This is a genomic window from Paenibacillus sp. FSL L8-0470 (assembly GCF_038008625.1).
Taxonomy (GTDB): domain Bacteria; phylum Bacillota; class Bacilli; order Paenibacillales; family Paenibacillaceae; genus Paenibacillus_AQ.
This window is the reverse complement of sequence record NZ_JBBOZM010000001.1, coordinates 1,184,532-1,207,555: the sequence shown is the minus strand read 5'-3', so window position 1 is coordinate 1,207,555 and position 23,024 is coordinate 1,184,532. Positions and strand designations below refer to the sequence as shown.

The following is a 23,024-nucleotide window of genomic DNA, read 5'->3' as shown; positions in this document are numbered from 1 at the left end:
GGACACAAAAACAGCACAGAAAGGATTGCAGAATGAACAAAAACCGTTTGGGCCAATCCGATTTATATGTAAGTGCCATGGGCCTTGGCTGCATGTCCCTAGGGACCGATGAGACTCATGCTGCGGCGATCATTCATGAAGCGCTGGAGCAGGGCATTAATTTCCTGGATACTGCGGATCTATATGATGAGGGACGGAATGAAGAAATCATCGGCAACGCGGTTCGCCATCGGCGTGCGGATGTCATCCTGGCTACGAAGGTCGGCAACCGCAGAATCCCCGGCAAAGAAGGCTGGAGCTGGGACCCTTCCAAGGCCTATATTAAATCAGCAGTAAAAGAGAGCCTCCGCCGGCTGCAGACAGATTATATCGATCTCTATCAGCTGCACGGAGGAACGATCCAAGACCCCATCGACGAGACGATTGAGGCTTTTGAAGAATTGAAGCAGGAAGGCCTCATCCGTTATTACGGGATCTCCTCGATCCGCCCCAATGTGATCCGGGAATACGTGAAGCGCTCCGCTATTATTAGTGTGATGAGCCAATACAGCATCCTGGACAGACGGCCCGAGGAAGAGATCCTGCCTTTACTGGCGGAGCATGGAATCAGCCTGATCGCCCGGGGGCCGCTGGCCGGAGGCATATTGACCGAGCAAGGGCGCAGCCGGACAGGCAAGGCGTACCTTGATTATGAAGCCGGGGAACTGCCTGGGCTGCAGGAGCGTTTGATGCAGCAATCCACCGGTTCCCGTACCCTGACGCAAACAGCACTTCACTACCCGCTGGCGCATCCCGCTGTGGCCGCGATCATCCCCGGCGCGAGCAGTCTTGCGCAGCTGCAGCTGAATATTGCAGCCGCCACGGCCTCCCCGCTCTCTCCGCAGGAGCTTGAGGCCGTCCGTCGCGTAAGCAAACCAAACCGCTACACAGTACACCTTTAATTCAATACACAAAGAAGAGGTTATCCCTAGACTGTTGCCGCAGCCGGGATAGCCTCTTTTTCATCGAACTCTGCTGCATTGAGCCAACGCCTGTAATGCCCTCTACGTCAGCCAAAAAACTGTGTAATATACAGCATTGCGAGCAATCCGAAGATAAACGAATAGGTGGAGGGCCGCTCATAGCCATGACTATGACTCTCGGGAATCAGCTCCTTATAGACGATGAAGAGCATGGCTCCGGCAGCAAAAGCCAGTCCGTAACCTACGGCATTATTATGCAAATAGCTGGCCGTGCAATAGCCGATGACTGCCGACACCATCTCCATAAGACCGGTTAAACCGGCCATGAACAGCGCTTTTCGCCGGGTTGCCTGCGAATTCATCAGGAAGATAGCCAGAATCAGTCCCTCCGGCATATTTTGCGCACCAATGGCAATTGCCACCATAGGACCCAGGCTGGCCTGCTCGCTGGCATAGCTGAAACCTGTGCTGAGACCCTCGGGAATGTTGTGGATGAACAATGCGATCAAAACAAGCAGCGCCTTGGAATCCATGTTGGTGAATCCGGGCTTGTTCTCCACGTCGATATGCGGGATGTTGTTCTCGATCAGATCGAGCAGCAGCACACCGGTAATCAGTCCCAGCGTCAGAGCGATGATCCCCGACTCTCTCATCGCTTGCGGCATTAGGCCAAAGGTAGACGCGGAAACCATAATTCCGGCGGTGAAGGCGACCAGCACATCCTTCCACAGCTCGGAAAGTTTTTTCACAAACAGGATGGGAACCACTCCAAGAACAGTGGCCATCGCCGATAAAAAGCTGCCAAGCAGCGCAGTCGCCAAGTCTTCAACCCCTTTTATGGACAGGACCCTTTAGACAAGCTTATGCTTGCGGCAGCTTTCATTATGTCTGCTTGTTGATTTTTCTCTAGGGTGATGGGATCAGCGGTAAGGTCATCAGGTCTTCGTCCAGATAACTGCCGTTCAGCTTCACCGCATTCCGCTCCGTCCCGTAGCAGGTAAATCCCAGCGATTGATACAGCCGGATGGCCGGAAGGTTATCTGAGAATACTGCCAAATTAAGGATTTCAAGTCCTGGAGACTGCTTGGCCCTCACAATCAGCTCCGTCATCAGCAAATGCCCCAGCTTCTGCTTCCGTGCCGAGGGATTTACATACATGGCGTATACATTGCCTTTATGGCTGATCTTGTATCTGCTCTCACGGACTAAAGTGACCACGCCAACCAGCTCCTCCCGCCCGTTAAAGCCGCCGAGTGTGAATTTGCCGTCCCCCGCCTGGAGCCTGGCCCGGGTTATCTCTATCGGCATTCCCAACTCCGCTTCATAGGAGCTGAGGAAAGCCTCAGGGTGGTTCAACAAGGACTGCAGCCGAATCTCGCGGTATATTTCCGCATCAGCGGAATTAAGAACTCTTATGTACATAGGGGTTATCCCTCCTGCGCCTGAAATGGAAGATTTATTCCAGATTATAGGCCATTGTTTTGAATTAGGGGATTATAATTTTAATATTTTAAATACAAAAACCTACATCAACCCTTCGCTTTTGCGCAATTTTATCGTTCATTAAGCCTATTTTTTTACAAAAAACTACTTTTATCTACAATAAAAAGCTAATATCACTTAGGTAGACCTATTTTTCTCAAAGGAGGGTTAGTCTCCTTAGTATTCACCTTTACAAAAGTACTATTAAACGAAAGCTGGTGTCGTATTGAGAAGGAAGAACAAGGTACGCAGAAATACTCTTATTGTACTATTATGTATTTGTTTGAATCTAATGTCCTTTGGTCAAGCTTTTGCCGCATCCGGTGCTTCCGGGACTTCCGTTGCAGCAAAGGACATATCCGGCCACTGGTCAGAGAATGTCTTAAAAGCATGGCAGCAGCAAGGGTTACTTTCAGGCTATCAAGATGGAACCCTGCAGCCTGACCACAAGATTACCCGCGCGGAATTTGCAGCATTGATTAACAAATCTTTCGGTTATACAAACACAGCGGAAATCGCTTATAAAGATGTTAAAGCAACTAATTGGTTCTACGCGGACATTGCAAAAGCAACTGCCGCAGGATACATAAAAGGATACACCGATCAGACGTTTAGACCTAACCAGCCGCTTACCCGTGAAGAAATGGCTGCCATTGTGAGCTCTATTCTTAAGCTGAGCGCCACCGATTCACCTGCTGCATTTTCGGATACAGCTGTAGGCCACCAGTGGAGCAAGCTCCAGATTAATGCCATTGCCCAAGCTGGCCTTATGAGTGGAAATGATCAAAAATTCAGACCGCTCGACACAGCCACCAGAGCAGAAGCAGTCAGTGTGCTTGACCGGGCATTGAAGTTTGAAGCTTCCAAATCCTCTGAGAAGGTCGTTTATGACAAAGCCGGTAGCTATGGCCCGGAGACAGGTCTTACTACAGTAAAGGGTTCGGTATATATCGAAGCGCCCGGAGTTGTACTGAACAACACGCTTATCACAGGTGATCTTGTGATTGGTGAAGGCGTTGGCAAAGGTGATGTGACGCTAAAGAATGTCACTGTCAAAGGCACCACTACCATTGCCGGAGGCGGTAAAAACAGTATCCACGTAGTGGATTCAGTCCTGGTAACCGTCATTGTCAATAAAAAAGACGGAAGTATCCGAATCGTTACTGAAGGTGCCAGCTCGGTTGAACAGATCACGCTGCAATCCGGTGCGCTACTGGAAGAAGGCAGCGGCACAGGCAGCGGCTTCGGCAATGTCGATCTCTCCGCAGCAATTCCGGCAAATGCACAGGTATCCTTAGCCGGATCCTTCGAGACGGTGGATGTTATGGCAACCTCCATTCAAGTAAACCTGAATTCCGGTTCGATCGGCCAGCTTCAAGTGGCTCCCGGCGCCGGAAATACGGGAATTGACATTACAGGTGGAGCCCGCATCAATGCTCTAATTCTAAATGCCATTGCCAGAGTAACCGGAACAGGCTCCATTGGCACTGCCTCAATCAATGCCAACGGTTCAACTCTTGCCCAGAATCCTGAGCATGTAAACTACGGCAATAATGCAACAGCTGTCATCGGCACTCCGGTTGTTTCGGGAGGCGGATCATCCGGTGGTTCATCCGGTGGTTCATCCGGTGGTTCATCTGGTGACTCATCCGGCGGTTCAAACGGCGGTTCAAACGGCAGCAATCCAGGCACTGTGACAGAGACAGTGTATGGCTTTGAAGGCGTAATTACGGATGTAGACGATCAGCCCGTAGCAGATATGACAATCCATTTCCGTAGAGGCCTCGGAGCAACTACAGGCGAAATCGCAGCAACTGTGGTTACGGATGCGGCAGGTAAATATTTTGCCAATCTGGCCCCTGGCGTTTACACTGGTGAATTATCAAAATCCGGATTTATTACTACTCACGTTGTTGGTGTTTCCCTGAGTACTCATAAAAACATTAACCAGAATGCCACAGCAATCAAAGTCCCTGCCGAAGCCGAGATCCGAATTGTTCTCACCTGGGACTTGCTTCCGCTGGATGAAGATTCACATCTGATTGGCGCTGCACCCAATAATAGGTCATTCCATACCTGGTACAGCGATAGAGTATATAGTTATAATAATGAAACTTATGCCGATCTGGACCATGATGATGTAGATTCTTACGGCCCGGAGACGACTACAATTCGTAAACGTGTGGATGGAAAATACACCTTCTTCGTTCACAACTTCAGCGGAAACGGCACAGCCCAAGCGAACACTTTAACCGCTTCCGGTGCCAAAGTAGAGATTTACAACGGCCACAATGCTACGCCTGTTAAAACGTACCACATTCCTGTTACAGACACCAAGATGCTATACTGGTACGTTTTTGATATGAACGTATCCGGCAGCGAATTGACCTTTGTGGACAAGAACATGCTGACAGACACGGCTCCAAAGTCTGATCTTGATCAAGACAATGGTCAGGACACTGAGAGTCCTACTGTTAATACAAACTTCCTGAGTGTAGAAAATCATGCCGGTGCCAATGACGTTGTAAATGTGAGAAGCCTTGCACCCGGAGATGTGGTTTCTGTCTACGCAGACGAGATTGACCACAGCCAGTTATTGCAAACTGCAACAGTGGCCGCAGGCTCAACCAGCGTTAAGCTGACCGGTCTTGATTTCGGTGCAGACAGCACCACTGTCTATATTTCCTTAAAGAAACCAAACCATTCGGAGAGCCATGCTGTACCTATATCTGTCTACTCCGAAGCCCAATATGCCGAACTGGAAACAACGATTGACGGTGCATTTAAGAATCAGGTATTGCCTGGCACACTGTCTGTGGGAGATGTGGTTTATCTGCCTGATCCACAGCAGCCGCTGCCAAGGGATCTCCGTGTAACTGTGTTGAATTATGATGGCCCATCCACAGTGACTGATGATGTATACATCCTAAGAGACTACATGGTATGGTACATGAATTACAACGGCACCGCAAATCCTGTCGACTATAGCATCAAGCTGGAATTAAAACGCGACTTTTCCGCAGTTATCAAAGAAATTATTATTACGGTCCCTAGTGTATTCACCGCGCTGCCTGATTCTGTTGCACTAGCCGATAAAATGCTGCTGGATGGTTCAACTCATCCCGGCCTTGCTGAAGCTGTAACTGCCGCCAAAGCCGTTATAAACAACACCGATGCAACAGCGGCAGATTGGCTCGAAGCCATAAAAGCTCTTCATGAAATTTTTAATCAGATTGCAAGAGAAAACGAATAGTTCATTAAGCAGATTCAAGTATAATTACAACTTAACACCAAACAGCCAGGCTTCCCGGAGCCTGGCTGTTTGGTGTAGCTATAGCTACTGCGGTTTGTTATAGCTACTGCGTATTGCTATAGTTTCTGCGTTTGTTATAGCTTCTGCGTTTTGTTATAGCTTCTGCGTTTTGTTGTAGCTTCTGCGTATTGCTATACTTGAGAACTGTACTTGAGAGCTGTATTTGAAGGCTGCGCTCAAGAAGACTGTGGCTATACTCATAAGGATAGTTGTACTCTGTGCAGCTAAAATGCACAAATCACACACCCTCTGGGAGTTAGATGTATTTCGTACACTTAAAATTCGCAATCCGAGCCAACTACGCTAGATCGGGCAAATATAAGTGTACGGAGTGCAACTATCTGTAATTTGTCTTCAAAACCCCTGAATTTAGTTGTACGAAGTACACTTAGCCGACTTAAACTGTTAATGTTTCTGCACTCACCCCAATTTATATCTCTTAGGCCCCGATACTACTGCTATTAACTTACTATGCCGCTTTTACTCCGCACTAATTGTCTAATCGGCCTACTAACCAACTCACCTGCGGATGCTTTAATCCTCCGACGCTGCTTCCTCGCTCCTACTCAATTCCTTCGTCCCTCAAGCACCCGCTACTCAAACAGACTCAAATACCGCCCCAGACCGTTTGCCTCCAGCTCCTCCTTGGGAATAAACCGCAGTGCGGCGGAGTTGATGCGGTAGTGCTGCTTCGTTGGCTCCGGGCCGTCGTGGAACAGATGTCCCAGATAGGCTCCGCTCAACCTGCTCCGCAGCGCCGTCCGTACTTGACCGCTGCTGTAGTCCGCTTCCCTGCGGATCAGCCCCTCCTCAATAGGTCTGGTAAAAGCTGGCCAGCCGGTGCCGGAATCGAATTTATCGGCTGAGCTGAACAGCGGATCGCTGCTCAGCACGTCAACATATAGCCCTTCACGAAAATGGTCCCAATATTCATTCTGGTACGGCGGCTCCGTACCCTTGTTCTGCGTGACTTCGTATTGCAGCCCGGTCAGCTGCTTATGCAGCCGCTCCCGGTCTTCGCGGTTGTTCCAGTACTGCTCAGAGAATTCGCCTCGGCCCGAGCCTTTCAGGTACATTTTATAATCCATCGGGTGGGTCTTATAGTAATCCTGATGCAAGGCCTCCGCCGGATAAAATGGAGCCGCAGGCAGAATCTCCGTCACAATCGGAGCTTTGAACCGCTTGCTTGCCTTCAGCACCTCCTTCGAAGCTTCCGCCTTCTCCCGTTGCTCTTCGCTGTGCACGAAGATCGCCGTCCGGTAAGAATAGCCCCGATCCATAAATTGCCCGCCTTTATCGGTAGGATCTATGAGCTGCCAATATATCTCCAGCAGACGCTCATACGGGAATAGCTCAGGCTCATAGGTAATCTGCACCGCCTCAATATGCCCTGTCGTCTCCGTTCCCACTTCCTCATAAGTTGGATTAACTGTATGCCCGCCGGTATAGCCTGACACCACAGAAACAATGCCCGGCAGCTCGTCGAACGGCTTGACCATACACCAGAAACAGCCGCCGGCGAAGGTGGCGAGTTGTTGTACAGCTTTATCTCCATTCATCCAGAACAACTCCCTCCGAATTTAGTCCAGGCAATTCATCATCCGTCCATGCCGGAATTCCATTATATATGAATATCCTGCTTCTCCAAAGAAATCAGGGCCACCGGCAAGCAAACGAGGATAACAATAACCGGAATGAGCACCGCTTGAATGTAATCTCCCGCACCCGAAAGCAGGATCTGCTCCGAGTCGGCTACATACATCCCGGAAAATTTCATGATTTGCGTCATCAGGGAATGATCCGATACCCATTTCAAGAATGCCGAAGACGAATCCTTGAGATAACCTGTAAGAAGAAAATTACCGAAGATAAAGAAAAAGGTTGCCACCACGGCGGAAGCCGCTTTACGGATCAGCACCCCCAGCATCATGATTACGGCGCAATAAGCCGCCAAATACAAGACATTCAATCCGAAAGCCCTGAACGCCTGAATGGAATCCTCTCTTAAGCTTTCCATCCCGATAGGAGATCCGGTAACGAGCGCCGCAGCCAGATATAAGATGGAGAAGAGTCCGAAAAATTGCAGCAGCCACCAAAAAATCGCCAGCAGCTCCAGCATATATTTACCCATATAATACCCCGGCCGGCTCTGCCCCGAAGCGATTATATTCTGCACCGAACCGTATTCAAAACCTTCTGTAGAGAAAAAGCAGGCATGCATCGGGATAACCAGATATAGAAACAGGGAGAATGAACCGGCGAGCTTTAAGGGCTGCATGGGACTGCTTAATTCATATCCGCCATGGTTCCCGATGATCACAACCAGCAGAATGGATCCCAGCACAAAAACAGCATTGATGCTTTTGAACGCCAGATCTTTTCGCAAATAATAAATTTCAGCCTGCAAAAAATTCCTCATTGACCTTTGCCTCCAATCAGATCCATATAATAGTGTTCCAGATTAGGCGCGGACAGGTTGAACCCTTCAACCGGAATTCCCTGCTGCAGGAGAACCGTCATCAGCTGCTCTAAATCTGCGACTGCCTTAGGAATTTCAATGGCCCCGGCAGTATTGATGGAGATGTCCTCAAGCTGCAGCTTCTCCTTCAAAAAAGCCATAGCAGCAGCCGGATGAGGTGTTGAAATTGTAATCATTGACTGTGCCGATTGCAGTAATTCTCCGGCAGAGACTTCTTTGATCAGCCTACCCTGATGTATGAACCCGTATTTAGTTGCCAGCAGCTGAAGCTCACCCAGAATGTGGCTGGAGATCAATATCGTTACCCCCTGCTCATGCGCCAGCAGCTCCAGAATCCTCCGCATTTCCACAATCCCTACAGGGTCCAGCCCGTTGATGGGCTCGTCCAGCACAAGGAACTTCGGATGGTTAAGCAGCGCGATGGCAAGTCCGAGACGCTGGCGCATGCCGAGGGAATATTGCGAGGTTTTTTTGCTTCCGGTATCCGTTAATGCTACAGTCTGCAAAACCTCCCTGATTCTTGCTTTATCCTGAATGCCAAAGATCCGGCAATAAAAACCCAGGTTCTCCTCTGCGTTCATATGCGGATAAAGAGACGGCGTTTCAATCAGAAACCCAACCTGCCGCCTGGCATGGATGAGCTCCTGCTTTTCCCGCTGCCCGAACAGTGAAACTTCTCCGCTTGTCGGGTGTACAAGCCCGCCGATCACTTTCATCAGCGTACTTTTTCCTGCACCATTCTCCCCGACAAATCCGTAGATATCCCCCTCTTCAATGGTCATATTCAAATGCTGAAGCGCAAACGCGGAGCCATATTTTTTAGTCAGCCCTCTGGTTTCGAACACATGCGGTTTCAATCAGAACACTCCTTCATCTCGCAGATATGTCTACCCGGCAACCTTATCATGGGTAAGCGGTCCGGGCGCACAGTCTGCTATTTTTAGGCAGGTTATTGTCGTTTTTAAGGAGCATTTTCATAACATCTGGCCCGTTTTTCCCTGGAAATGTATAATAGAGCGATAAATACGGAACGGAGTGAAGGCATGATTCATATCGCCGTTTGTGACGACGATCTGCAGGCTGCAGGACAGATTGAGAACCTGATTTTAGATGCCCGGCACCAATGTTCGGAAGAGCTTGAGGTATCCCTCTATTACTCCGGGGAAAGTTTCGCCCAGGCTCTTCAGGCCGGAGAGCGCTTTGACCTTATTTTCATGGATATTGAAATGGGTGGAATGGATGGAATTACAGCAGGGCAAGTGCTGCGGGAAGATGACGGAAATGATCTTGTACAATTGATTTATATTTCCAGCCATGAGCAGTATCATCTGCAGCTGTTCGATGTGCGGCCGTCGGGTTTCATTAAGAAGCCGGTTGAACCGGAAGCATTCATACATAAGCTTATTCCCGCCTTGCAAAAGGCCATACGTACCCGCCAGCAGGGCAAAACCAACTTCCTGCCGGTACAGCAAAAAGGAAAGGAGCTGCTGATCCCTTTTCGGGACATCCTCTATTTGGAGAGCAGCATCAGACGGGTTTCCCTTATCACGAAGGACAGGGAGATCCAATATTACGGCATACTTAAGGATGAGGAGCGCAAGCTGCCCGGCGGTCATTTTGTGCGGATTCACCAATCTTATATTGTGAACTTTTTCTTTATTAAAGAAATCAGTGCGAAGAGGGTTACGCTAGTCAGCGGCAAGGAGCTGCCGGTCAGCGAGAAGCACAGCATATCCGTGAGGAAAGCCTACCTCAGCTTTAGGGGGACGCTCGTATGAATACCATGCTGCGGGAAGAGCTGCTGTATCTCATCACTTTTCCGCTGATTCCCGTAATCCTTCATTATTTCTTCAGCCGCAGCTTCACCTGCCGGATCAAGAGCAAACCTTACCTTGTCCTGATCTACGCTCTATATATGGCGTGTCATCTCGTGCTGCATCATATCCAGCTTCCGGACATGGTTCTGCTCACCGCAAATATTGTCTTGATCTTCTTGTTATCACTGCTCTACCGGGGGGATAACCTGTGGAGGGGGTATTGCGCCTTTTTTGTTATGGCTCTCATCTTTCTTGGCGAAGCCGTGATGCCATTTGCGTATACGGATAGCGGATACATAGCAAACCTCTTTCTTTCCAAGCTGCTGGTATTGTCTCTCGTATACCTTTTGCTGCGAATCACCAAAGGGGAAGGACGCGGTAATTTGGCGGGATGGTACTGGAGTCTGCTGTTGGTCTGTCCTGTTCTGAGCGTTATTACTTTGGTCTCGCTGTCGGACAACTTCTTCTTCCAGGCGTATCCCAACCTGTTCCCCGTGGTACCTACCCTGCTGCTGGCAATCAACTGCCTGATTTTTGTGCTCAGCGACCATATTCTGTGCGTGCAGTCCGAGAGAAGCAAACGTCTGCTGCTGGAACAGCAGAACACCTACTATGTTAACCAATATCTGATGACCCGGGACAAGCAGGAGGAAGCCTTCAAATTTCAGCATGACTTCAAAAATATCCTGCTTGGCCTGCGCGCAGGGCTTGCCAAAGATGAGGAAACTCCCGTCCATGAACTGGACCGTCTGCTGGGCACGATTGGACAGCCTGCAGGGAGCTGCGATACCGGAAACCCGGTCATTGATGCGATGATCAGCTACAAGGAGCAGACCGCAGGCAGCTATGACACCCCCTTTCGCTTAGAGCTGAACATTCCGCCGCAGCTTGAGCTGGACACTACGGTGATCAGCGTCATTCTCGGCAATACGCTGGACAATGCAATTGAAGCCTGCCGGGAGACCCTTAATCAGGAGCGTTATGTCTTGATCCATATGCATTATCTGAATGACAGCTTGTTCATAAAAATTCAGAATCCGTATGCCCATGAAATCAGCACCAACCGTTATGGTGAAATCTCTTCGACCAAGGCCGATACACGGTCGCATGGCATCGGACTGCGAAACATCCGGAAAACTGTGGAGGAATGGGGCGGCCTGCTGGATATTTCCTATGACAGCGGCCTGTTTCAAGTGGAGGTCGTTCTGTTCCATATCACAAGAAAGCTTGCCTCTTCTGGTTGAAGCCGCGGCAGAGCATTACCTTAACCGGAGCCAGCGGATATATCGGGCAGCATTTACTGAAGCAGTTAACGGACGAATATCATGTAATTGCATTATCCAAGACATGAGACTCTAAGAAAAACAGCCCGCAAGTGGAGTAGCGCTCCTGTGAGCTGTTCTCCATGTCTCCGGCGGAGAAGAGCTCCTCCTTCCCCATCCTGGTGAAGCTGGTCCGGCGTCTGCCGGTTATGGTGCTGCCGAAATGGAACGCGCACCCAGACCCATCCCATTGCCCTGTCAGACGTGCTGCTTGCTTTGAAGAGAAGTAGGCAACCCCGCATTAGACCGCCTTGCGATTGATTTAGGCGGCTCTGACAGCATGACCTGCAAAGAGATGATGCAGAGAACTGCTAAAGTGATGCATAAGCAACTCACCCCCATAAAAGCCGGAAATACTGCACCAAGAGGAAACGGATACCGTCCTCAAAAGGACGGTATCCGTTTCAGCGAGAAATAGAAGGATAATTTATAGCGTGAAACATATAAATTCTTATCCTTAAAAAAACCACCTCCGGGTGGCTTATTTGTCTTTATTGCTGTCCCAAATGTCCTTATGCGTCCAACCTGCATGCACTAGAAGGAGCAGTGTGAGGATCATAACAAGCTCTCTGAAACTATTGGAAGTACTCTCTATGTTGTATCCAAAAACAATATTCAACCGGCCCCACATCAGATTGAGGCAGAGCAGCGCGACGGTAATGTAGGTCACCCATACACTTCGGAGGTACAAATTATAACTCCGCTGCGGGCCGCGTCCGATGAAATATTTACTGTAACGGATCACATAGGCGGTGAATATGAAAAATGCAATGGCTTCCAGTGTGATTATAGTTAAATCAATAATTTCCATGAAGGTCATCTCCTCTCTTGCCTAAGCCGGAACGGTGCAGGTCAATAAGGCTTTCGATATCATTCGATTCATAGGCTTCCTGGATTCTGCCTAGTTTTTCAATCTCCCGTTTTACACGACTGGGTTTGAGTTCACTCTTTCTGAATATATCGAGGAGCTTCACTTGTCGACGACCTCCTCACCATTGGTTTTATCGGTGCTCCCTCTTTCTATTAGAAGTTTGACGAGTGTACGATTGTATTGGTTTAGCTGTTTCTCGTTCTCCTCATCGCGTTTCTGATAGTTCTGAATGATCTTTTCCTTACTGGCTAACTGCCTAACGCTCCAGATTAATGCAATAGAGAGAAGGACATTGAGCACGACTGAACCGCTGTTGTCGTTGAAAAGGCCAGTCAATGCGTTCAAATCCATCATCATCCCCCCGTTCGTTGTTAGTCTGAGATTCCTGTTGTTTCCGGGTCTAAGCATTATCTGCTCAACCTGTCCAACCTTTCGGCACAAGACATACCATGCTTCGAGCCGGAAGATCGTATATTGTAATCTATTCTTTTTCTATGATTTTGATTGGGTAAAATAGTATTTTGTTAGAATCGCTCGCCTTCCACCTGAACTATTAAGCATTCCTGCTGCATCCGGACAACAAAGAAACGGGACCTGTGAAGGTCCCGTTTCTTTGGATAAATAAGGTTATGCAGACGTATTACATCATGCCGCCCATCAACAGAATAAACGTGCATTACGTGAAAACAGCGATATAACTGGTATTTTCGGTATTAAAGAGTGTGCCATTTTCGCAATATGTGCAGCATTATACCTACCTTTATGGGCTTTTTATGGGCAAATTATGGGCAAGTGGATTTGAGCCTCTAATATTAAGGAGGCTGATTATTATGAAATTAGAAGATGTAACCGTGGGAGTCCGTGTCCGAATCACGGAAGTTCACTGGCAAGGTCGTACCGGCATCGTGTTGGCAGTCGGCGCTAAAACTATCCTAATCGACATTGGAGAGCCGCTGCTGGTCAATGAGATGCCAGATGACCTGGAGCCGGCACCGGAGGATCTGCTACTGAAGGATGGGAAGAAGTAGATATCTAAACGCAAAAAAAATCCCCTGTTAGCCATTACGGCCAGCAGGGGATTCTGAACACCGGCCTCATCCTTCTGTTATCCCTGCTGTATGCAGGAGAGCGCAAATGGAAGGGATATAGTGCGCTATTCATAGCTGCACTTCTTTTTCTCAACGATACAATGATTCCCTTGCCTTCTCAGATGTGGGCTTTCTGGAAAACCTGGTCTTTTCCAAGCTGCTAATGCTCCTGCTCGTCTTCGTTTTGTTGCGGGTTACCAAAGGAGACGGAAGTGGTACTCTTGCCGGGTGGTACTGGTGCCTTCTGTTTCTGTGTCCGCTGCTGAGCAATACAACACTGCTCCAGCTGTCCAACAACCTGTTTTTTCGGAGCTACCCGCAGCTGTTCCCGGTGATTCCCTCTTTGCTACTGGCCATCAATCTGCTCATTTATGTCCTTAATGACCGTATCATGCACGCCCAATCCGAGCGCAGCAAACGTCTCCTGCTCGAACAGCAGAACATCTATTATCTCAATCAATATCACATGATCCAGAGCTTGCAGGAGGACAGCTTCAAGTTTCAGCACGATTTCAAGCATATCCTGCTGGGCTTGCGTGTAAAACTGGATTCTGGTGAACCAGACGCAACAGCTCAGGAGCTGGATACCCTGTTCGGCCGGCTCGAACCCGACGCTTACAGCTGCAATACGGAAAACCTGGTCGTTGACTCGATCCTTAATTACAAAATCCAGAATGCTGCCCACCATGAGCTGACCATCCCCCCACAGCTTACGCTGGACACTGCAGCTCTTTGCGTGATTCTCGGCAACGCCCTGGATAATGCTATAGAGGCCTGCCAGGGAATAACAGAACCGGAGCCCGAGCGGCAGATCACTGTACATATGCATTATTTGAACGACAGCCTGTTTGTACGAATCCGAACCCGTATGCCCATACCGTTCAGACCGGTCCTTTCGGCGATATCCGTTCGACGAAGGCCGATCACAGATCACATGGCATCGGCCTCGAAAATATCAAAAAAACCATAGAAGCTCTGAATGGCCTGGCTGGATATTTCATATGACAATGGTATCTTTCAGATCGAGTGGGTACTGTTTGGCATTGAAAGACCAGATAGCGCTAGTGTCTTGTGGAACCAGCAACAGGTTGAACTTTAGCGTAAACGGGTACTGGCAAGCACGGCTTTATTTACTTATCATCCGATTACGTTCGCACAACAGGAGGCAATGCCCATGCATACAACTGAAACGAATACAGAAAGCTCAGGCAACAGGCTGAAAATCGCCCTAACCGGAGCGAGCGGATATATCGGACATAACCTGCTGGAGCAGCTGACTCGGGAATATGATGTGATCGCGTTATCCAGGCATGGAGACCAGAAGGAAGATAACAACCATGTGGAATGGCGTTCCTGTGAGCTGTTCTCCATATCCTCTGCGGAAAAAGCATTACAAGGCGCGGACTATGCCATCTATCTGGTCCACTCCATGATGCCGACAGCTAAGCTGACACAGGCAAACTTCGCGGACATGGACGCCATACTCGTGGATAATTTTGCTCGCGCAGCAAGCAAGAACGGCATCCGCCAGATCATCTACCTAAGCGGGATCATCCCGGACAGTAAGCCGCAGGCCAAGCTGTCCCGCCATCTGCGCAGCCGGGTTGAGATAGAGCGTGTGCTAGGCTCCTACGGTGTACCTGTCACAACAATCCGCGCTGGCTGATCGTCGGACCGCAGGGCTCGTCCTTCCCTATTCTGGCTAAGCTGGTCCGGGGCCTGCCGGTCATGGCACTGCCGAAATGGACGCGCACTAAAACCCACCCCATTGCACTGTCTGATGTCCTGTAGGCCTTGACAGCAAGCATTGGGAGCATAGAGCTGTACAACCGGGCCATTGATGTTGGCGGACCTGACAGCATGACCTATCTTAAGACCTTTCAGTACGGCTATTTTTACAGGCAAAAAGATCGGCACCATCCACTCCCACTAATCCACAAGCTTATCCAGTTCGCCTTCCAGTTCCGCGAGCTTGTTCTTGGCTTCATCCAGTGCTTCCTTATGTCCTGCAGCTTCGGCCCGCTTTATCACCTGTTTGACGGCTGCAATCTGCTGTTCCAGATAGAGGACATCGGAGGCATCTCCTGAGCTGCCCAATCTCAGTGAGTAGGTCATAATCATCATCCTTTCAGATATCTTCCTGCTGATCGTTCGTCTTGTACTCTATATAATAGAGGGTCTTGCAATCCCCGTATAGCACATTACTGGATTGACATGCCAACTGGTATAAAAACCTATTGACTTGTCAATATATTGTCCCTATAATCAGTCTATGACTTTTCATGTAAGGAGATCTAACATGATTATTGTGAATGAAGTATACCAAAATGTTGTTTTTCGTCTATCTGCAGAGGAATTAAAAGACCTCATCGAACGCCTCAAGATCAAGAAGGAGGATGAAATCGAGGGGATTAAGGATAAAATCAACAAATATGAACAAAAGAGGCGATCCGAAGAGGCAATGTACCAATCGCTCTCCCCGATCCGCAAATGGTTTGCCGGACACCCCGCCAGCCATCACACAGCCGTTGAATATATCGTTCATGTAAAAGACCGGTTCAAACGAATAAACAGCATTAAAAGAGACATTCAAGAGCTAGATCAGGTTCTACTCCTTCTAGATAATCATCCGGCAACGGAAGAGATTCCGCTCTCACCAGAGATCATACGTGAAATCAAAACCATTAGGGGTATGGAGGCACTATAGAAATGAATGTGACGCTGGAGTCGCTTGGCGGTGGAGTAGATACGATTTGGGTCGTATTGAGCGCCGCTATGATTTTGCTGATGGAGGGCGGTTTTGCCCTGCTGGAAGCCGGTTTTGTAAGGTATAAAAACAGTGTGAACATTATCATGAAAGTGTTCGCCGATATCACCATAGGAACGCTGATTTTTTATATTTTCGGGTTTGGGCTCATGTACGGCAAAGACGCCGGCGGTTTGGTGGGCACAAGCGGATTCCTGCTTGGCGGTGACCTTTCCAATCTCCATTTCACCATCTCGCTTGATACCTTCTGGCTGTTCCAGGCGGCATTTACCATCGCTGTCATTTCCATCGTATCGGGAGCGGTTGCTGAACGGATTAACTTCCGCGCTTATCTGCTGTACATCATTTTAATGACAGGCCTGATCTACCCCATCGGTGGTCACTGGGCCTGGGGCGGCGGCTGGCTGAACCAGCTGGGCCTGCAGGACTTCGCAGGTTCAGCCGTCATTCATGCCCTTGGAGGATTCTCGGCACTGGCAGCGGCGATCGTTATCGGCCCTAGAAAGGGCAAGTTCAATCAGGCCGGGAACAGCACGGTTTCCCTGCCGAGCAATCTGCCGCTTGCTTCAGTCGGCGCCTTCCTGCTCTGGTTCGGCTGGTTCGGCTTTAACGCAGGAAGTACCTTAAGTGCTACCGATGTCCGGATCGGACACATCGCTATTACCACCATGCTCTCAGCAGCAGCAGGCGGCGGGATCACACTGATCTACACCTTATTCCGCTACCAGCGTTCAGATGCACCCTCAGTGATCAACGGTTCCCTCGCCGGTCTGGTAGGTATTACTGCCGGGTGTGCGTTTGTCAGTGACGGTGCGGCCATCCTGATCGGCGCTGTCTCCGGTCTGCTCATGATGGCGGCTACCAACTGGCTGGAAGCCCGCCGCATAGATGACCCAGTGGGCGCTTTTCCGGTACATGCCATATCTGGCGCTTGGGGGACCATAGCTGTAGGCTTGTTCGCCACCGATGGTGGACTGCTCTATGGCGGCGGTTGGCATCAGCTAGGGGTACAGACCCTTGGTCTGGCTACATTGGCTGCCTGGGGATTTGTAACTACCTGGTGTGGTCTGAAGCTGATCGGAAAGCTGGTCCATGTCCGCTCCAGCGAGGAAGAGGAAGACATCGGACTCGATATCAGTTATCACGGCATGATAGCCGTGCATCGATCGGCTGAATTTATTGAGCTTGAAGATCATTATCTGGCGGAAGATGATAAATCTCTGCATTAAAAGCAAGAAGCGAAAAGCCCCTCTCCTTACCGAATATGTCTAACTAGGAAAAAAGTCGTCGGAATTACCGGCGGCTTTTTTATGTATGCCAATAAGACTATAAGATTTAGATGCTTAGTCGGTCACTCTCACACCAAATCACACTCCAATGTGTCTGTCGCTCACACCATTGATTCTGTGCATCAAACGAAAAATAATGATACTATGTATGATGGGTAAAGGACTTTGCTATAGATTATATCGTTTTTATATGTTGCAACAGGAGAAGATAACATGGAATCAAATTTTTGGATGGATCTACCAAAGCCGTTTTTTATATTAGCTCCAATGGAAGATGTCACAGATATTGTATTTCGTCAGGTCATTAGAGAAGCTGCAACACCTGACGTATTTTACACCGAATTCACAAGCACTGAAAATTATTGTCACCCTGTTGGAAAAGAAAATGTAGGTGGCCGATTAATGTTCACAGATGATGAGCAACCGATTGTCGCTCATATTTGGGGCAATAAACCTGCACTTTTTGAACAGATGAGTATTGATATGAAAAAACTTGGTTTTCGTGGTATCGATATAAACATGGGATGCCCAGCACAAAACGCCGCATCCACTGGAAAAGGGGCTGGATTAATACGCCATCCTGAAGTTGCAGCAGAAATTATTCAAGCAGCAAAAGCAGGTGGATTGCCGGTTAGTGTTAAAACAAGATTGGGTTACTCTAATATTGACGAGTGGCGCGATTGGTTAGGACATATATTGAAACAAGATATTGCGAATCTTTCCATTCACCTTCGTACAAAAAAAGAGAAGAGTAAAGTAGATGCACACTGGGAACTAATCCCTGATATAAAAAAATTACGCGATGAAATTGCTCCACATACGTTGTTAACCATTAATGGAGATATTCCCGACCGCGTAACAGGATTACAATTAGTAGAACAATACGGCGTTGATGGTGTCATGATTGGCCGCGGCATTTTCACCAATCCATTTGCTTTTGAGAAAGAATCTAAAGAACATAGCGCGAAGGATTTCCTCAATTTACTTCTTTTGCAGCTGGATCTTCACGATAAATATTCAACAGAAACCCTGCCACGTTCATTTAGACCACTTCTCCGCTATTTCAAAATCTATGTTCGTGGATTTAGAGGCGCAGGCGAACTAAGAGACCAACTAATGAATACCACATCAACAGACGAAGTGCGTCGTTTAGTAAAACCTCTTTTAGATCAAGAGTTAGATTGAAGCACCTAAATACTCCAGTTCCGATAACTTGTTTATCAAAAATAATGAGAGACCTCCCAAAAGTTCAATGAACTCTTGAAAGGTCTCTCATTTTTGCACTATGAGGTCATGCAATGGTCGATCATCATCAAATTACTTCGATAATGATTTCATTACATCATGCCGCCCATACCGCCCATGCCGCCCATATCTGGCATTCCGCCGCCTTTTTCAGGCTCCGGTTTGTCAGCGATGACAGCTTCGGTGGTCAGGAACATTGCAGCTACGGATGCTGCATTTTGCAGCGCGTAACGAGTTACTTTGGCAGGGTCAACGATCCCTGCTTCGAACATGTTCACCCACTCATCGGTAGCAGCGTTGTAGCCGATGCCGATAGCTTCTTTTTTCAGACGGTCCACGATTACGGAACCTTCTTGACCAGCGTTTGCTGCGATTGTACGGACAGGCTCTTCCAGAGCGCGCAGTACAATGTTCACGCCTGTTTTTTCGTCGCCTACTGCATTTACAGCAGCTACAGCAGCATATACGTTCACAAGAGCAGTACCCCCACCGGATACGATTCCTTCTTCAACTGCAGCGCGGGTTGCGTTCAGGGCATCTTCGATGCGAAGCTTGCGTTCTTTAAGTTCTGTCTCAGTTGCAGCGCCTACTTTAACAACGGCTACGCCGCCGGCCAATTTAGCCAGACGCTCCTGCAGTTTTTCCTTGTCGAACTCGGAAGTGGTTTCTTCCAGCTGGGAACGGATTTGGCTTACGCGTGCATTGATGTCCGCTTTGTCGCCGCTTCCGTCTACGATTGTAGTATTTTCTTTGGTTACGCGCACTTGACGTGCGTTACCCAGTTGTTCGATAGAAGTGCTTTTCAGGTCCAGTCCAAGCTTCTCGGTGATCACTTGGCCGCCAGTCAGGGCAGCGATGTCCTGCAGCATAGCTTCGCGGCGGTCGCCAAAGCCAGGAGCTTTAACAGCAACAGCGTTGAATGTTCCGCGCAGTTTGTTCACGATCAGCATCGCTTGTGCTTCGCCTTCGATATCTTCAGCGATGATTACAAGTGGACGCGCCTGTTGTACGATCTTCTCAAGCAGCGGAAGAATTTCTTGCGTGCTGCTGATTTTTTTGTCGGTGATCAGGATGTACGGGTTCTCCAAAACAGCTTCCATTTTGTCCGTATCAGTGATCATATAAGGGGAAATATAGCCGCGGTCGAACTGCATGCCTTCAACCACTTCAAGCTCAGTCAGGAATCCACGGGATTCTTCAACGGTGATTACGCCGTCTTTGCCGACTTTTTCCATAGCTTCAGCAATCAGTTGGCCCACTTCATCGTCAGCAGCGGAGATAGCAGCTACTTGAGCGATAGCCTGGGAATCTTCGATCGGTTTAGCAATATTCTTCAGTTCAGCAACAGCTGCTTTAACCGCTTTGTCGATCCCTTTGCGGATAACCATCGGGTTAGCGCCTGCAGTTACGTTCTTCAGGCCTTCACGGATCATGGCTTGTGCCAGAACAGTTGCAGTTGTAGTACCGTCACCAGCTACATCGTTGGTTTTGGTTGCAACTTCTTTAACGAGCTGCGCGCCCATGTTCTCGAATGCATCTTCAAGCTCGATTTCTTTGGCGATGGTAACACCGTCATTGGTGATCAGCGGGCTGCCGAATTTCTTCTCAAGCACCACGTTGCGGCCTTTAGGTCCGAGTGTAACTTTTACCGCATTTGCCAAAGCATCAACACCGCGCAACATCGAGCGGCGGGCGTCTTCACTGAATTTAATTTCTTTTGCCATTGTGTAATTAACCTCCTAAAAGTTATGTGAGCGTTACTTCTTGAATCGGTATCGTGCAAAACTGGCGTTTGAAAGCATCGCTTAGTTTTGTGTAAGTAATTTAGCTATAACTTATGAACGGTCTTCTTAGTCAAGAATCGCGTGAATGTCGCTTTCTTTCATAATCAAATATTCTTTACCTTCGTATTTGATTTCAGTTCCGGCATATTTCGAGAAAATCACGCGGTCGCCTTCTTTAACTTCGAGTGGTACACGCACTCCGTCTTTCAATACACCGCTGCCTACAGCGATAATTTTACCCTCTTGCGGTTTCTCCTTAGAGGAGTCCGGAAGCACAATCCCGAAAGAAGTGGTTTCCTCTTGCTCGCTTGGTTCTACCAATACGCGTTCACCTAGTGGTTTGATCATGAAAAATAGCCTCCTTTGAAATTATGTTGTTTACCTTGAAAACATAGATAGGGTACCGTTGAATCCCAAGGATTCATGCGGCAGTTATGAAAATATCGTCTTAAGCGCAGCTTTTAAGCGCTAATCCCATATTTTCGAGCAGCATTAGCACTCAACCCTCTGTAGTGCTAACAACAATTTTTATGATACTCAACTTGAGGACGGATTTCAAGTCCTTTTACGTAAATTGTGATCTGTTTTTGGGAAAAATATGGTTTCGGAGGTTGTCCGACACATACTCTCTACATTCTATCCAGCAGAAAATAAAATATGCTGCGGATTGCCAGGGCAACGAACGTTTCTCCGCCATTTGGATGCCGGGCCTCGCCAATCTGCTGTTAGTATGCAGTTTCAATTGGATATGCACTAGTGTCCCGCTGGCAGAACCCAGCCCCAACTGCAGCAGCCGGCCACAGCCCCAGAGCAGCCCTGCGGGAGTCTTCTCCCTGCCGGGCCTACTCTTTCCTGACGTAGCGCGCCTCCCGCTCGTTGTCCATAGCCAGCTGCTTGCGGTAAACGAATGCAGACAGAAACACGCTGAACTCATACAGGACCAGCAAGGGAATCGTCACCAAAAAGTCCGAGATGAAATCGGGTGGTGTGATGACCACTGCGATGAAGACGAGCGCAAAATAGGCGTATCTCCGCATCTTACGCAGCCGCAGCGGGTTGAGAATTCTCAGCTTCGTCAGGAACATAACAAGCAGCGGCAGCTCAAAGAGCAGAGCCAGCGGAATCACCAGGCTGAACATAAAGCTGAAGTACTGTGCGATTCCGTAGGTTTCTTCCAGTCCCATGCTGCGGGTGATCGAGATGGTAAACGACAGCGCCATCGGAAATACAATGTAATAGGCAAAGGCAATGCCCAGCAGGAAAAGGATAAACACATAGGGCACATACCGCAAAGCCGCACTCCGCTCCACTTGCCGCAGCCCGGGACTGATGAAAGCCCACAGCTGATAGACGATAAAAGGCAGGGATACCGTTAGCGAAACTGCCATGGCAATCTTCATGTACATGCCAATGCCATCCCAGAAAGAGAAGGCATGCAGCACAAAACCCTGGGCATGATCCGCATGGATCAGGTATAAATAGATCGGTTTGGCGACGAACAGTCCGCCTATGAGACCCACTACAAAAACAATCAGCACGTAGATAATCCGCCTACGCAGTTCGGTGAGATGTTCAACAACCGACATTTCTTCCGGTTCCAGAGTCATGACAGACACCACCCAATTGACATATGTATAGCATGATTAATGGCAGAAAAAAAGGGCGTCTTCCCAGTCTGAAACAGAACTGAGAGAAACGCCCCCGCGTAATGGATGGTATTACTCCGGCAGGCGTCTGTCCTGCGGGAGTTCTGTTGCTAATATGTGCGGGGCCGGCGGAACAGGAGCCTCACTCTTCTTGGCCGGCTCAGGTTCGCTGATAATTTCACGCGCCCCGTCCTTAAATTCGCGGAAGGTCCGCCCGACTGCCCGGCCAAGCTCAGGAAGCTTGTTGGGGCCAAAGAGCAATAGCGCTAAGATGACCAGTAAAATAATTCCTGGAGCACCAATAGTATTTAGCATAGTCATTCCTCCTTGTCACTTTGTCCGTTCATGATATTGTTAACAATAAATTAATAATACCATAACTTATGTCACACATCCATCTGTTATCCGGAGTGATTCCTGTGACATTACTGGAATTGACAAGTTTATTGACGGTACTGGCCGGTTACCATGAGCAGTGCTTCAGGAAGCTGATCCATTATCGCTGCCAGATTCTCATGGACACCCTTCGGTGTACCCGGCAAATTAACGATCAGCGTTCTCCCGCGAATGCCGCAAATGCCGCGGAACAGCATAACCGCGCGGTTCTTCTGCATGACGGTACTGCGCATGGCCTCAGAGAGGCCGGGCACCTCCCGCTCAATCACACGCCGTGTAGCTTCCGGCGTAACATCACGAATCGCCAGATCAGTCCCTCCGGTAGTCAGCACCAGATCTGCCTGAAAATAATCCGTAAGTTCAATCAAAGCAGCAATGATCTCATCCTGCTCATCCGGCACGATACGGTACTCTATAATCTCACCGCCAAGCTCCTCTTCCACCAGCTCCCGAATAACCTGGGCGCTCGTGTCTTCCCGTTCGCCCCTGGCCCCTTTATCGCTGGCCGTCAGGATTGCTGTTTTCCACGCCATAGGTTGTCCCTCCCTCTCTATGTATTATGT

At 48.8% G+C, this 23,024-nt stretch carries 23 protein-coding genes and 2 pseudogenes; 11 read left to right on the top strand and 14 right to left on the bottom strand.

All coding sequences use genetic code 11. From position 1 onward, the window contains the following. The first annotated feature begins 32 nt into the window (after positions 1-32). Positions 33-941, top strand: coding sequence for an aldo/keto reductase (locus NST99_RS05540; protein WP_341090180.1), 909 nt, complete (start codon positions 33-35; stop codon positions 939-941). A 107-nt stretch (positions 942-1,048) separates the two neighbouring features. Here the strand turns inward: NST99_RS05540 and NST99_RS05535 are convergent, their stop codons facing one another. Then, complete coding sequence (locus NST99_RS05535) at positions 1,049-1,783, bottom strand: ZIP family metal transporter (protein ID WP_341090179.1); 735 nt, start codon at positions 1,781-1,783, stop codon at positions 1,049-1,051. Positions 1,784-1,868: 85 nt separating this feature from the next. Continuing rightward, positions 1,869-2,384 (bottom strand): GNAT family N-acetyltransferase, encoded by a 516-nt coding sequence (locus tag NST99_RS05530; RefSeq protein ID WP_341090178.1) that lies wholly within the window; start codon positions 2,382-2,384, stop codon positions 1,869-1,871. A gap of 352 nt (positions 2,385-2,736) precedes the next feature. On the opposite strand from NST99_RS05530, the gene NST99_RS05525 reads away from it, so the two are divergent. Beyond that, positions 2,737-5,697, top strand: coding sequence for an S-layer homology domain-containing protein (locus NST99_RS05525; protein ID WP_341090176.1), 2,961 nt, complete (start codon positions 2,737-2,739; stop codon positions 5,695-5,697). A gap of 653 nt (positions 5,698-6,350) precedes the next feature. On the opposite strand, the gene msrA is transcribed toward NST99_RS05525, so the two are convergent. The 3 genes from msrA to NST99_RS05510 all read right to left on the bottom strand — a co-directional run bounded on the left by msrA (position 6,351) and on the right by NST99_RS05510 (position 9,093). Beyond that, positions 6,351-7,316, bottom strand: coding sequence for a peptide-methionine (S)-S-oxide reductase MsrA (gene msrA, locus NST99_RS05520; RefSeq protein ID WP_341090175.1), 966 nt, complete (start codon positions 7,314-7,316; stop codon positions 6,351-6,353). 62 nt (positions 7,317-7,378) lie between these two features. Then, positions 7,379-8,176: a hypothetical protein gene (locus NST99_RS05515; protein ID WP_341090174.1), complete on the bottom strand. Its 798-nt coding sequence runs from the start codon at positions 8,174-8,176 to the stop codon at positions 7,379-7,381. Continuing rightward, positions 8,173-9,093: an ABC transporter ATP-binding protein gene (locus NST99_RS05510; protein WP_341090173.1), complete on the bottom strand. Its 921-nt coding sequence runs from the start codon at positions 9,091-9,093 to the stop codon at positions 8,173-8,175. Before NST99_RS05510 ends, NST99_RS05515 begins: the two co-directional genes overlap by 4 nt. 147 nt (positions 9,094-9,240) lie before the next feature. On the opposite strand from NST99_RS05510, the gene NST99_RS05505 reads away from it, so the two are divergent. From NST99_RS05505 to NST99_RS05495, 3 genes are read left to right on the top strand one after another with little or no spacing between them, the layout of a single operon-like run. After that, positions 9,241-10,014 (top strand): LytR/AlgR family response regulator transcription factor, encoded by a 774-nt coding sequence (locus tag NST99_RS05505; RefSeq protein WP_341090172.1) that lies wholly within the window; start codon positions 9,241-9,243, stop codon positions 10,012-10,014. Beyond that, positions 10,011-11,297 (top strand): ATP-binding protein, encoded by a 1,287-nt coding sequence (locus tag NST99_RS05500; RefSeq protein ID WP_341090171.1) that lies wholly within the window; start codon positions 10,011-10,013, stop codon positions 11,295-11,297. Before NST99_RS05505 ends, NST99_RS05500 begins: the two co-directional genes overlap by 4 nt. Then, positions 11,294-11,404, top strand: coding sequence for an NAD-dependent epimerase/dehydratase family protein (locus tag NST99_RS05495; RefSeq protein WP_341090169.1), 111 nt, complete (start codon positions 11,294-11,296; stop codon positions 11,402-11,404). The genes NST99_RS05500 and NST99_RS05495 overlap by 4 nt, the downstream gene beginning before the upstream one ends. Positions 11,405-11,856: 452 nt before the next feature. Here the strand turns inward: NST99_RS05495 and NST99_RS05490 are convergent, their stop codons facing one another. From NST99_RS05490 to NST99_RS05480, 3 genes are read right to left on the bottom strand one after another with little or no spacing between them, the layout of a single operon-like run. Then, on the bottom strand, positions 11,857-12,186 hold the full coding sequence (locus NST99_RS05490; RefSeq protein WP_341090168.1) for a hypothetical protein: 330 nt from the start codon (positions 12,184-12,186) through the stop codon (positions 11,857-11,859). After that, complete coding sequence (locus tag NST99_RS05485) at positions 12,173-12,349, bottom strand: hypothetical protein (protein ID WP_341090166.1); 177 nt, start codon at positions 12,347-12,349, stop codon at positions 12,173-12,175. The genes NST99_RS05490 and NST99_RS05485 overlap by 14 nt, the downstream gene beginning before the upstream one ends. Continuing rightward, positions 12,346-12,597, bottom strand: coding sequence for a hypothetical protein (locus NST99_RS05480; RefSeq protein WP_038586709.1), 252 nt, complete (start codon positions 12,595-12,597; stop codon positions 12,346-12,348). The genes NST99_RS05485 and NST99_RS05480 overlap by 4 nt, the downstream gene beginning before the upstream one ends. A gap of 479 nt (positions 12,598-13,076) precedes the next feature. Here NST99_RS05480 and NST99_RS05475 point away from each other — a divergent pair, with 479 nt between their 5' ends. The 3 genes and pseudogenes from NST99_RS05475 to NST99_RS05465 all read left to right on the top strand — a co-directional run. After that, positions 13,077-13,274, top strand: coding sequence for a hypothetical protein (locus NST99_RS05475; RefSeq protein WP_341090164.1), 198 nt, complete (start codon positions 13,077-13,079; stop codon positions 13,272-13,274). A 223-nt stretch (positions 13,275-13,497) separates the two neighbouring features. Beyond that, positions 13,498-14,339: pseudogene (locus tag NST99_RS05470) on the top strand (sensor histidine kinase). Positions 14,340-14,502: 163 nt separating this feature from the next. Then, positions 14,503-15,203, top strand: a pseudogene (locus NST99_RS05465) (NAD(P)H-binding protein); the annotation flags it as partial. 60 nt (positions 15,204-15,263) lie between these two features. On the opposite strand, the gene NST99_RS05460 reads toward NST99_RS05465, so the two are convergent. Continuing rightward, on the bottom strand, positions 15,264-15,449 hold the full coding sequence (locus NST99_RS05460) for a hypothetical protein (protein ID WP_341097832.1): 186 nt from the start codon (positions 15,447-15,449) through the stop codon (positions 15,264-15,266). Positions 15,450-15,633: 184 nt separating this feature from the next. Here NST99_RS05460 and NST99_RS05455 point away from each other — a divergent pair, with 184 nt between their 5' ends. The 3 genes from NST99_RS05455 (at position 15,634) to NST99_RS05445 (ending at position 18,575) form a co-directional block, all read left to right on the top strand. Then, the gene (locus NST99_RS05455; RefSeq protein ID WP_341090160.1) at positions 15,634-16,041 is read left to right on the top strand and encodes a hypothetical protein; all 408 of its coding nucleotides are present in this window, start codon (positions 15,634-15,636) and stop codon (positions 16,039-16,041) included. A gap of 2 nt (positions 16,042-16,043) precedes the next feature. Beyond that, the gene (locus tag NST99_RS05450; protein WP_445744951.1) at positions 16,044-17,330 is read left to right on the top strand and encodes an ammonium transporter; all 1,287 of its coding nucleotides are present in this window, start codon (positions 16,044-16,046) and stop codon (positions 17,328-17,330) included. Positions 17,331-17,603: 273 nt separating this feature from the next. Continuing rightward, entirely contained in the window at positions 17,604-18,575 is a 972-nt protein-coding gene (locus NST99_RS05445; protein ID WP_341090159.1) for a tRNA dihydrouridine synthase, read from the top strand. Between the two features lie 152 nt (positions 18,576-18,727). Here the strand turns inward: NST99_RS05445 and groL are convergent, their stop codons facing one another. The 5 genes from groL to NST99_RS05420 all read right to left on the bottom strand — a co-directional run bounded on the left by groL (position 18,728) and on the right by NST99_RS05420 (position 22,994). Then, on the bottom strand, positions 18,728-20,359 hold the full coding sequence (gene groL / locus NST99_RS05440) for a chaperonin GroEL (RefSeq protein WP_341090158.1): 1,632 nt from the start codon (positions 20,357-20,359) through the stop codon (positions 18,728-18,730). A 126-nt stretch (positions 20,360-20,485) separates the two neighbouring features. After that, on the bottom strand, positions 20,486-20,767 hold the full coding sequence (groES, locus tag NST99_RS05435) for a co-chaperone GroES (protein WP_038586703.1): 282 nt from the start codon (positions 20,765-20,767) through the stop codon (positions 20,486-20,488). A gap of 494 nt (positions 20,768-21,261) precedes the next feature. Further along, a complete protein-coding gene (tatC, locus tag NST99_RS05430) occupies positions 21,262-22,026 on the bottom strand; it encodes a twin-arginine translocase subunit TatC (RefSeq protein ID WP_341090155.1) in 765 nt (254 codons plus the stop codon). A 111-nt stretch (positions 22,027-22,137) separates the two neighbouring features. After that, positions 22,138-22,380 carry a twin-arginine translocase TatA/TatE family subunit gene (gene tatA, locus NST99_RS05425; protein WP_341090153.1) on the bottom strand — a complete coding sequence of 81 codons (243 nt, stop codon included), beginning with the start codon at positions 22,378-22,380 and terminating at the stop codon, positions 22,138-22,140. A 128-nt stretch (positions 22,381-22,508) separates the two neighbouring features. Next, positions 22,509-22,994, bottom strand: coding sequence for a MogA/MoaB family molybdenum cofactor biosynthesis protein (locus tag NST99_RS05420; protein ID WP_038586695.1), 486 nt, complete (start codon positions 22,992-22,994; stop codon positions 22,509-22,511). Between the last annotated feature and the right edge of the window lie 30 nt (positions 22,995-23,024).

Excerpts from the sequence above, each read along its gene's own strand:
- NST99_RS05540 (WP_341090180.1), top strand. The coding sequence starts at position 33 with ATGAACAAAAACCGTTTGGGCCAATCCGATTTATATGTAAGTGCCATG.
- NST99_RS05530 (WP_341090178.1), bottom strand. The coding sequence starts at position 2,384 with ATGTACATAAGAGTTCTTAATTCCGCTGATGCGGAAATATACCGCGAG.
- NST99_RS05525 (WP_341090176.1), top strand. The coding sequence starts at position 2,737 with ATGTCCTTTGGTCAAGCTTTTGCCGCATCCGGTGCTTCCGGGACTTCC.
- msrA (WP_341090175.1), bottom strand. The coding sequence starts at position 7,316 with ATGAATGGAGATAAAGCTGTACAACAACTCGCCACCTTCGCCGGCGGC.
- NST99_RS05515 (WP_341090174.1), bottom strand. The coding sequence starts at position 8,176 with ATGAGGAATTTTTTGCAGGCTGAAATTTATTATTTGCGAAAAGATCTG.
- NST99_RS05505 (WP_341090172.1), top strand. The coding sequence starts at position 9,241 with ATGTATAATAGAGCGATAAATACGGAACGGAGTGAAGGCATGATTCAT.
- NST99_RS05500 (WP_341090171.1), top strand. The coding sequence starts at position 10,011 with ATGAATACCATGCTGCGGGAAGAGCTGCTGTATCTCATCACTTTTCCG.
- NST99_RS05490 (WP_341090168.1), bottom strand. The coding sequence starts at position 12,186 with ATGGAAATTATTGATTTAACTATAATCACACTGGAAGCCATTGCATTT.
- NST99_RS05480 (WP_038586709.1), bottom strand. The coding sequence starts at position 12,597 with ATGGATTTGAACGCATTGACTGGCCTTTTCAACGACAACAGCGGTTCA.
- NST99_RS05475 (WP_341090164.1), top strand. The coding sequence starts at position 13,077 with ATGAAATTAGAAGATGTAACCGTGGGAGTCCGTGTCCGAATCACGGAA.
- NST99_RS05460 (WP_341097832.1), bottom strand. The coding sequence starts at position 15,449 with ATGACCTACTCACTGAGATTGGGCAGCTCAGGAGATGCCTCCGATGTC.
- NST99_RS05455 (WP_341090160.1), top strand. The coding sequence starts at position 15,634 with ATGATTATTGTGAATGAAGTATACCAAAATGTTGTTTTTCGTCTATCT.
- NST99_RS05450 (WP_445744951.1), top strand. The coding sequence starts at position 16,044 with ATGAATGTGACGCTGGAGTCGCTTGGCGGTGGAGTAGATACGATTTGG.
- NST99_RS05445 (WP_341090159.1), top strand. The coding sequence starts at position 17,604 with ATGGAATCAAATTTTTGGATGGATCTACCAAAGCCGTTTTTTATATTA.
- groL (WP_341090158.1), bottom strand. The coding sequence starts at position 20,359 with ATGGCAAAAGAAATTAAATTCAGTGAAGACGCCCGCCGCTCGATGTTG.
- groES (WP_038586703.1), bottom strand. The coding sequence starts at position 20,767 with ATGATCAAACCACTAGGTGAACGCGTATTGGTAGAACCAAGCGAGCAA.
- tatC (WP_341090155.1), bottom strand. The coding sequence starts at position 22,026 with ATGACTCTGGAACCGGAAGAAATGTCGGTTGTTGAACATCTCACCGAA.
- tatA (WP_341090153.1), bottom strand. The coding sequence starts at position 22,380 with ATGCTAAATACTATTGGTGCTCCAGGAATTATTTTACTGGTCATCTTA.
- NST99_RS05420 (WP_038586695.1), bottom strand. The coding sequence starts at position 22,994 with ATGGCGTGGAAAACAGCAATCCTGACGGCCAGCGATAAAGGGGCCAGG.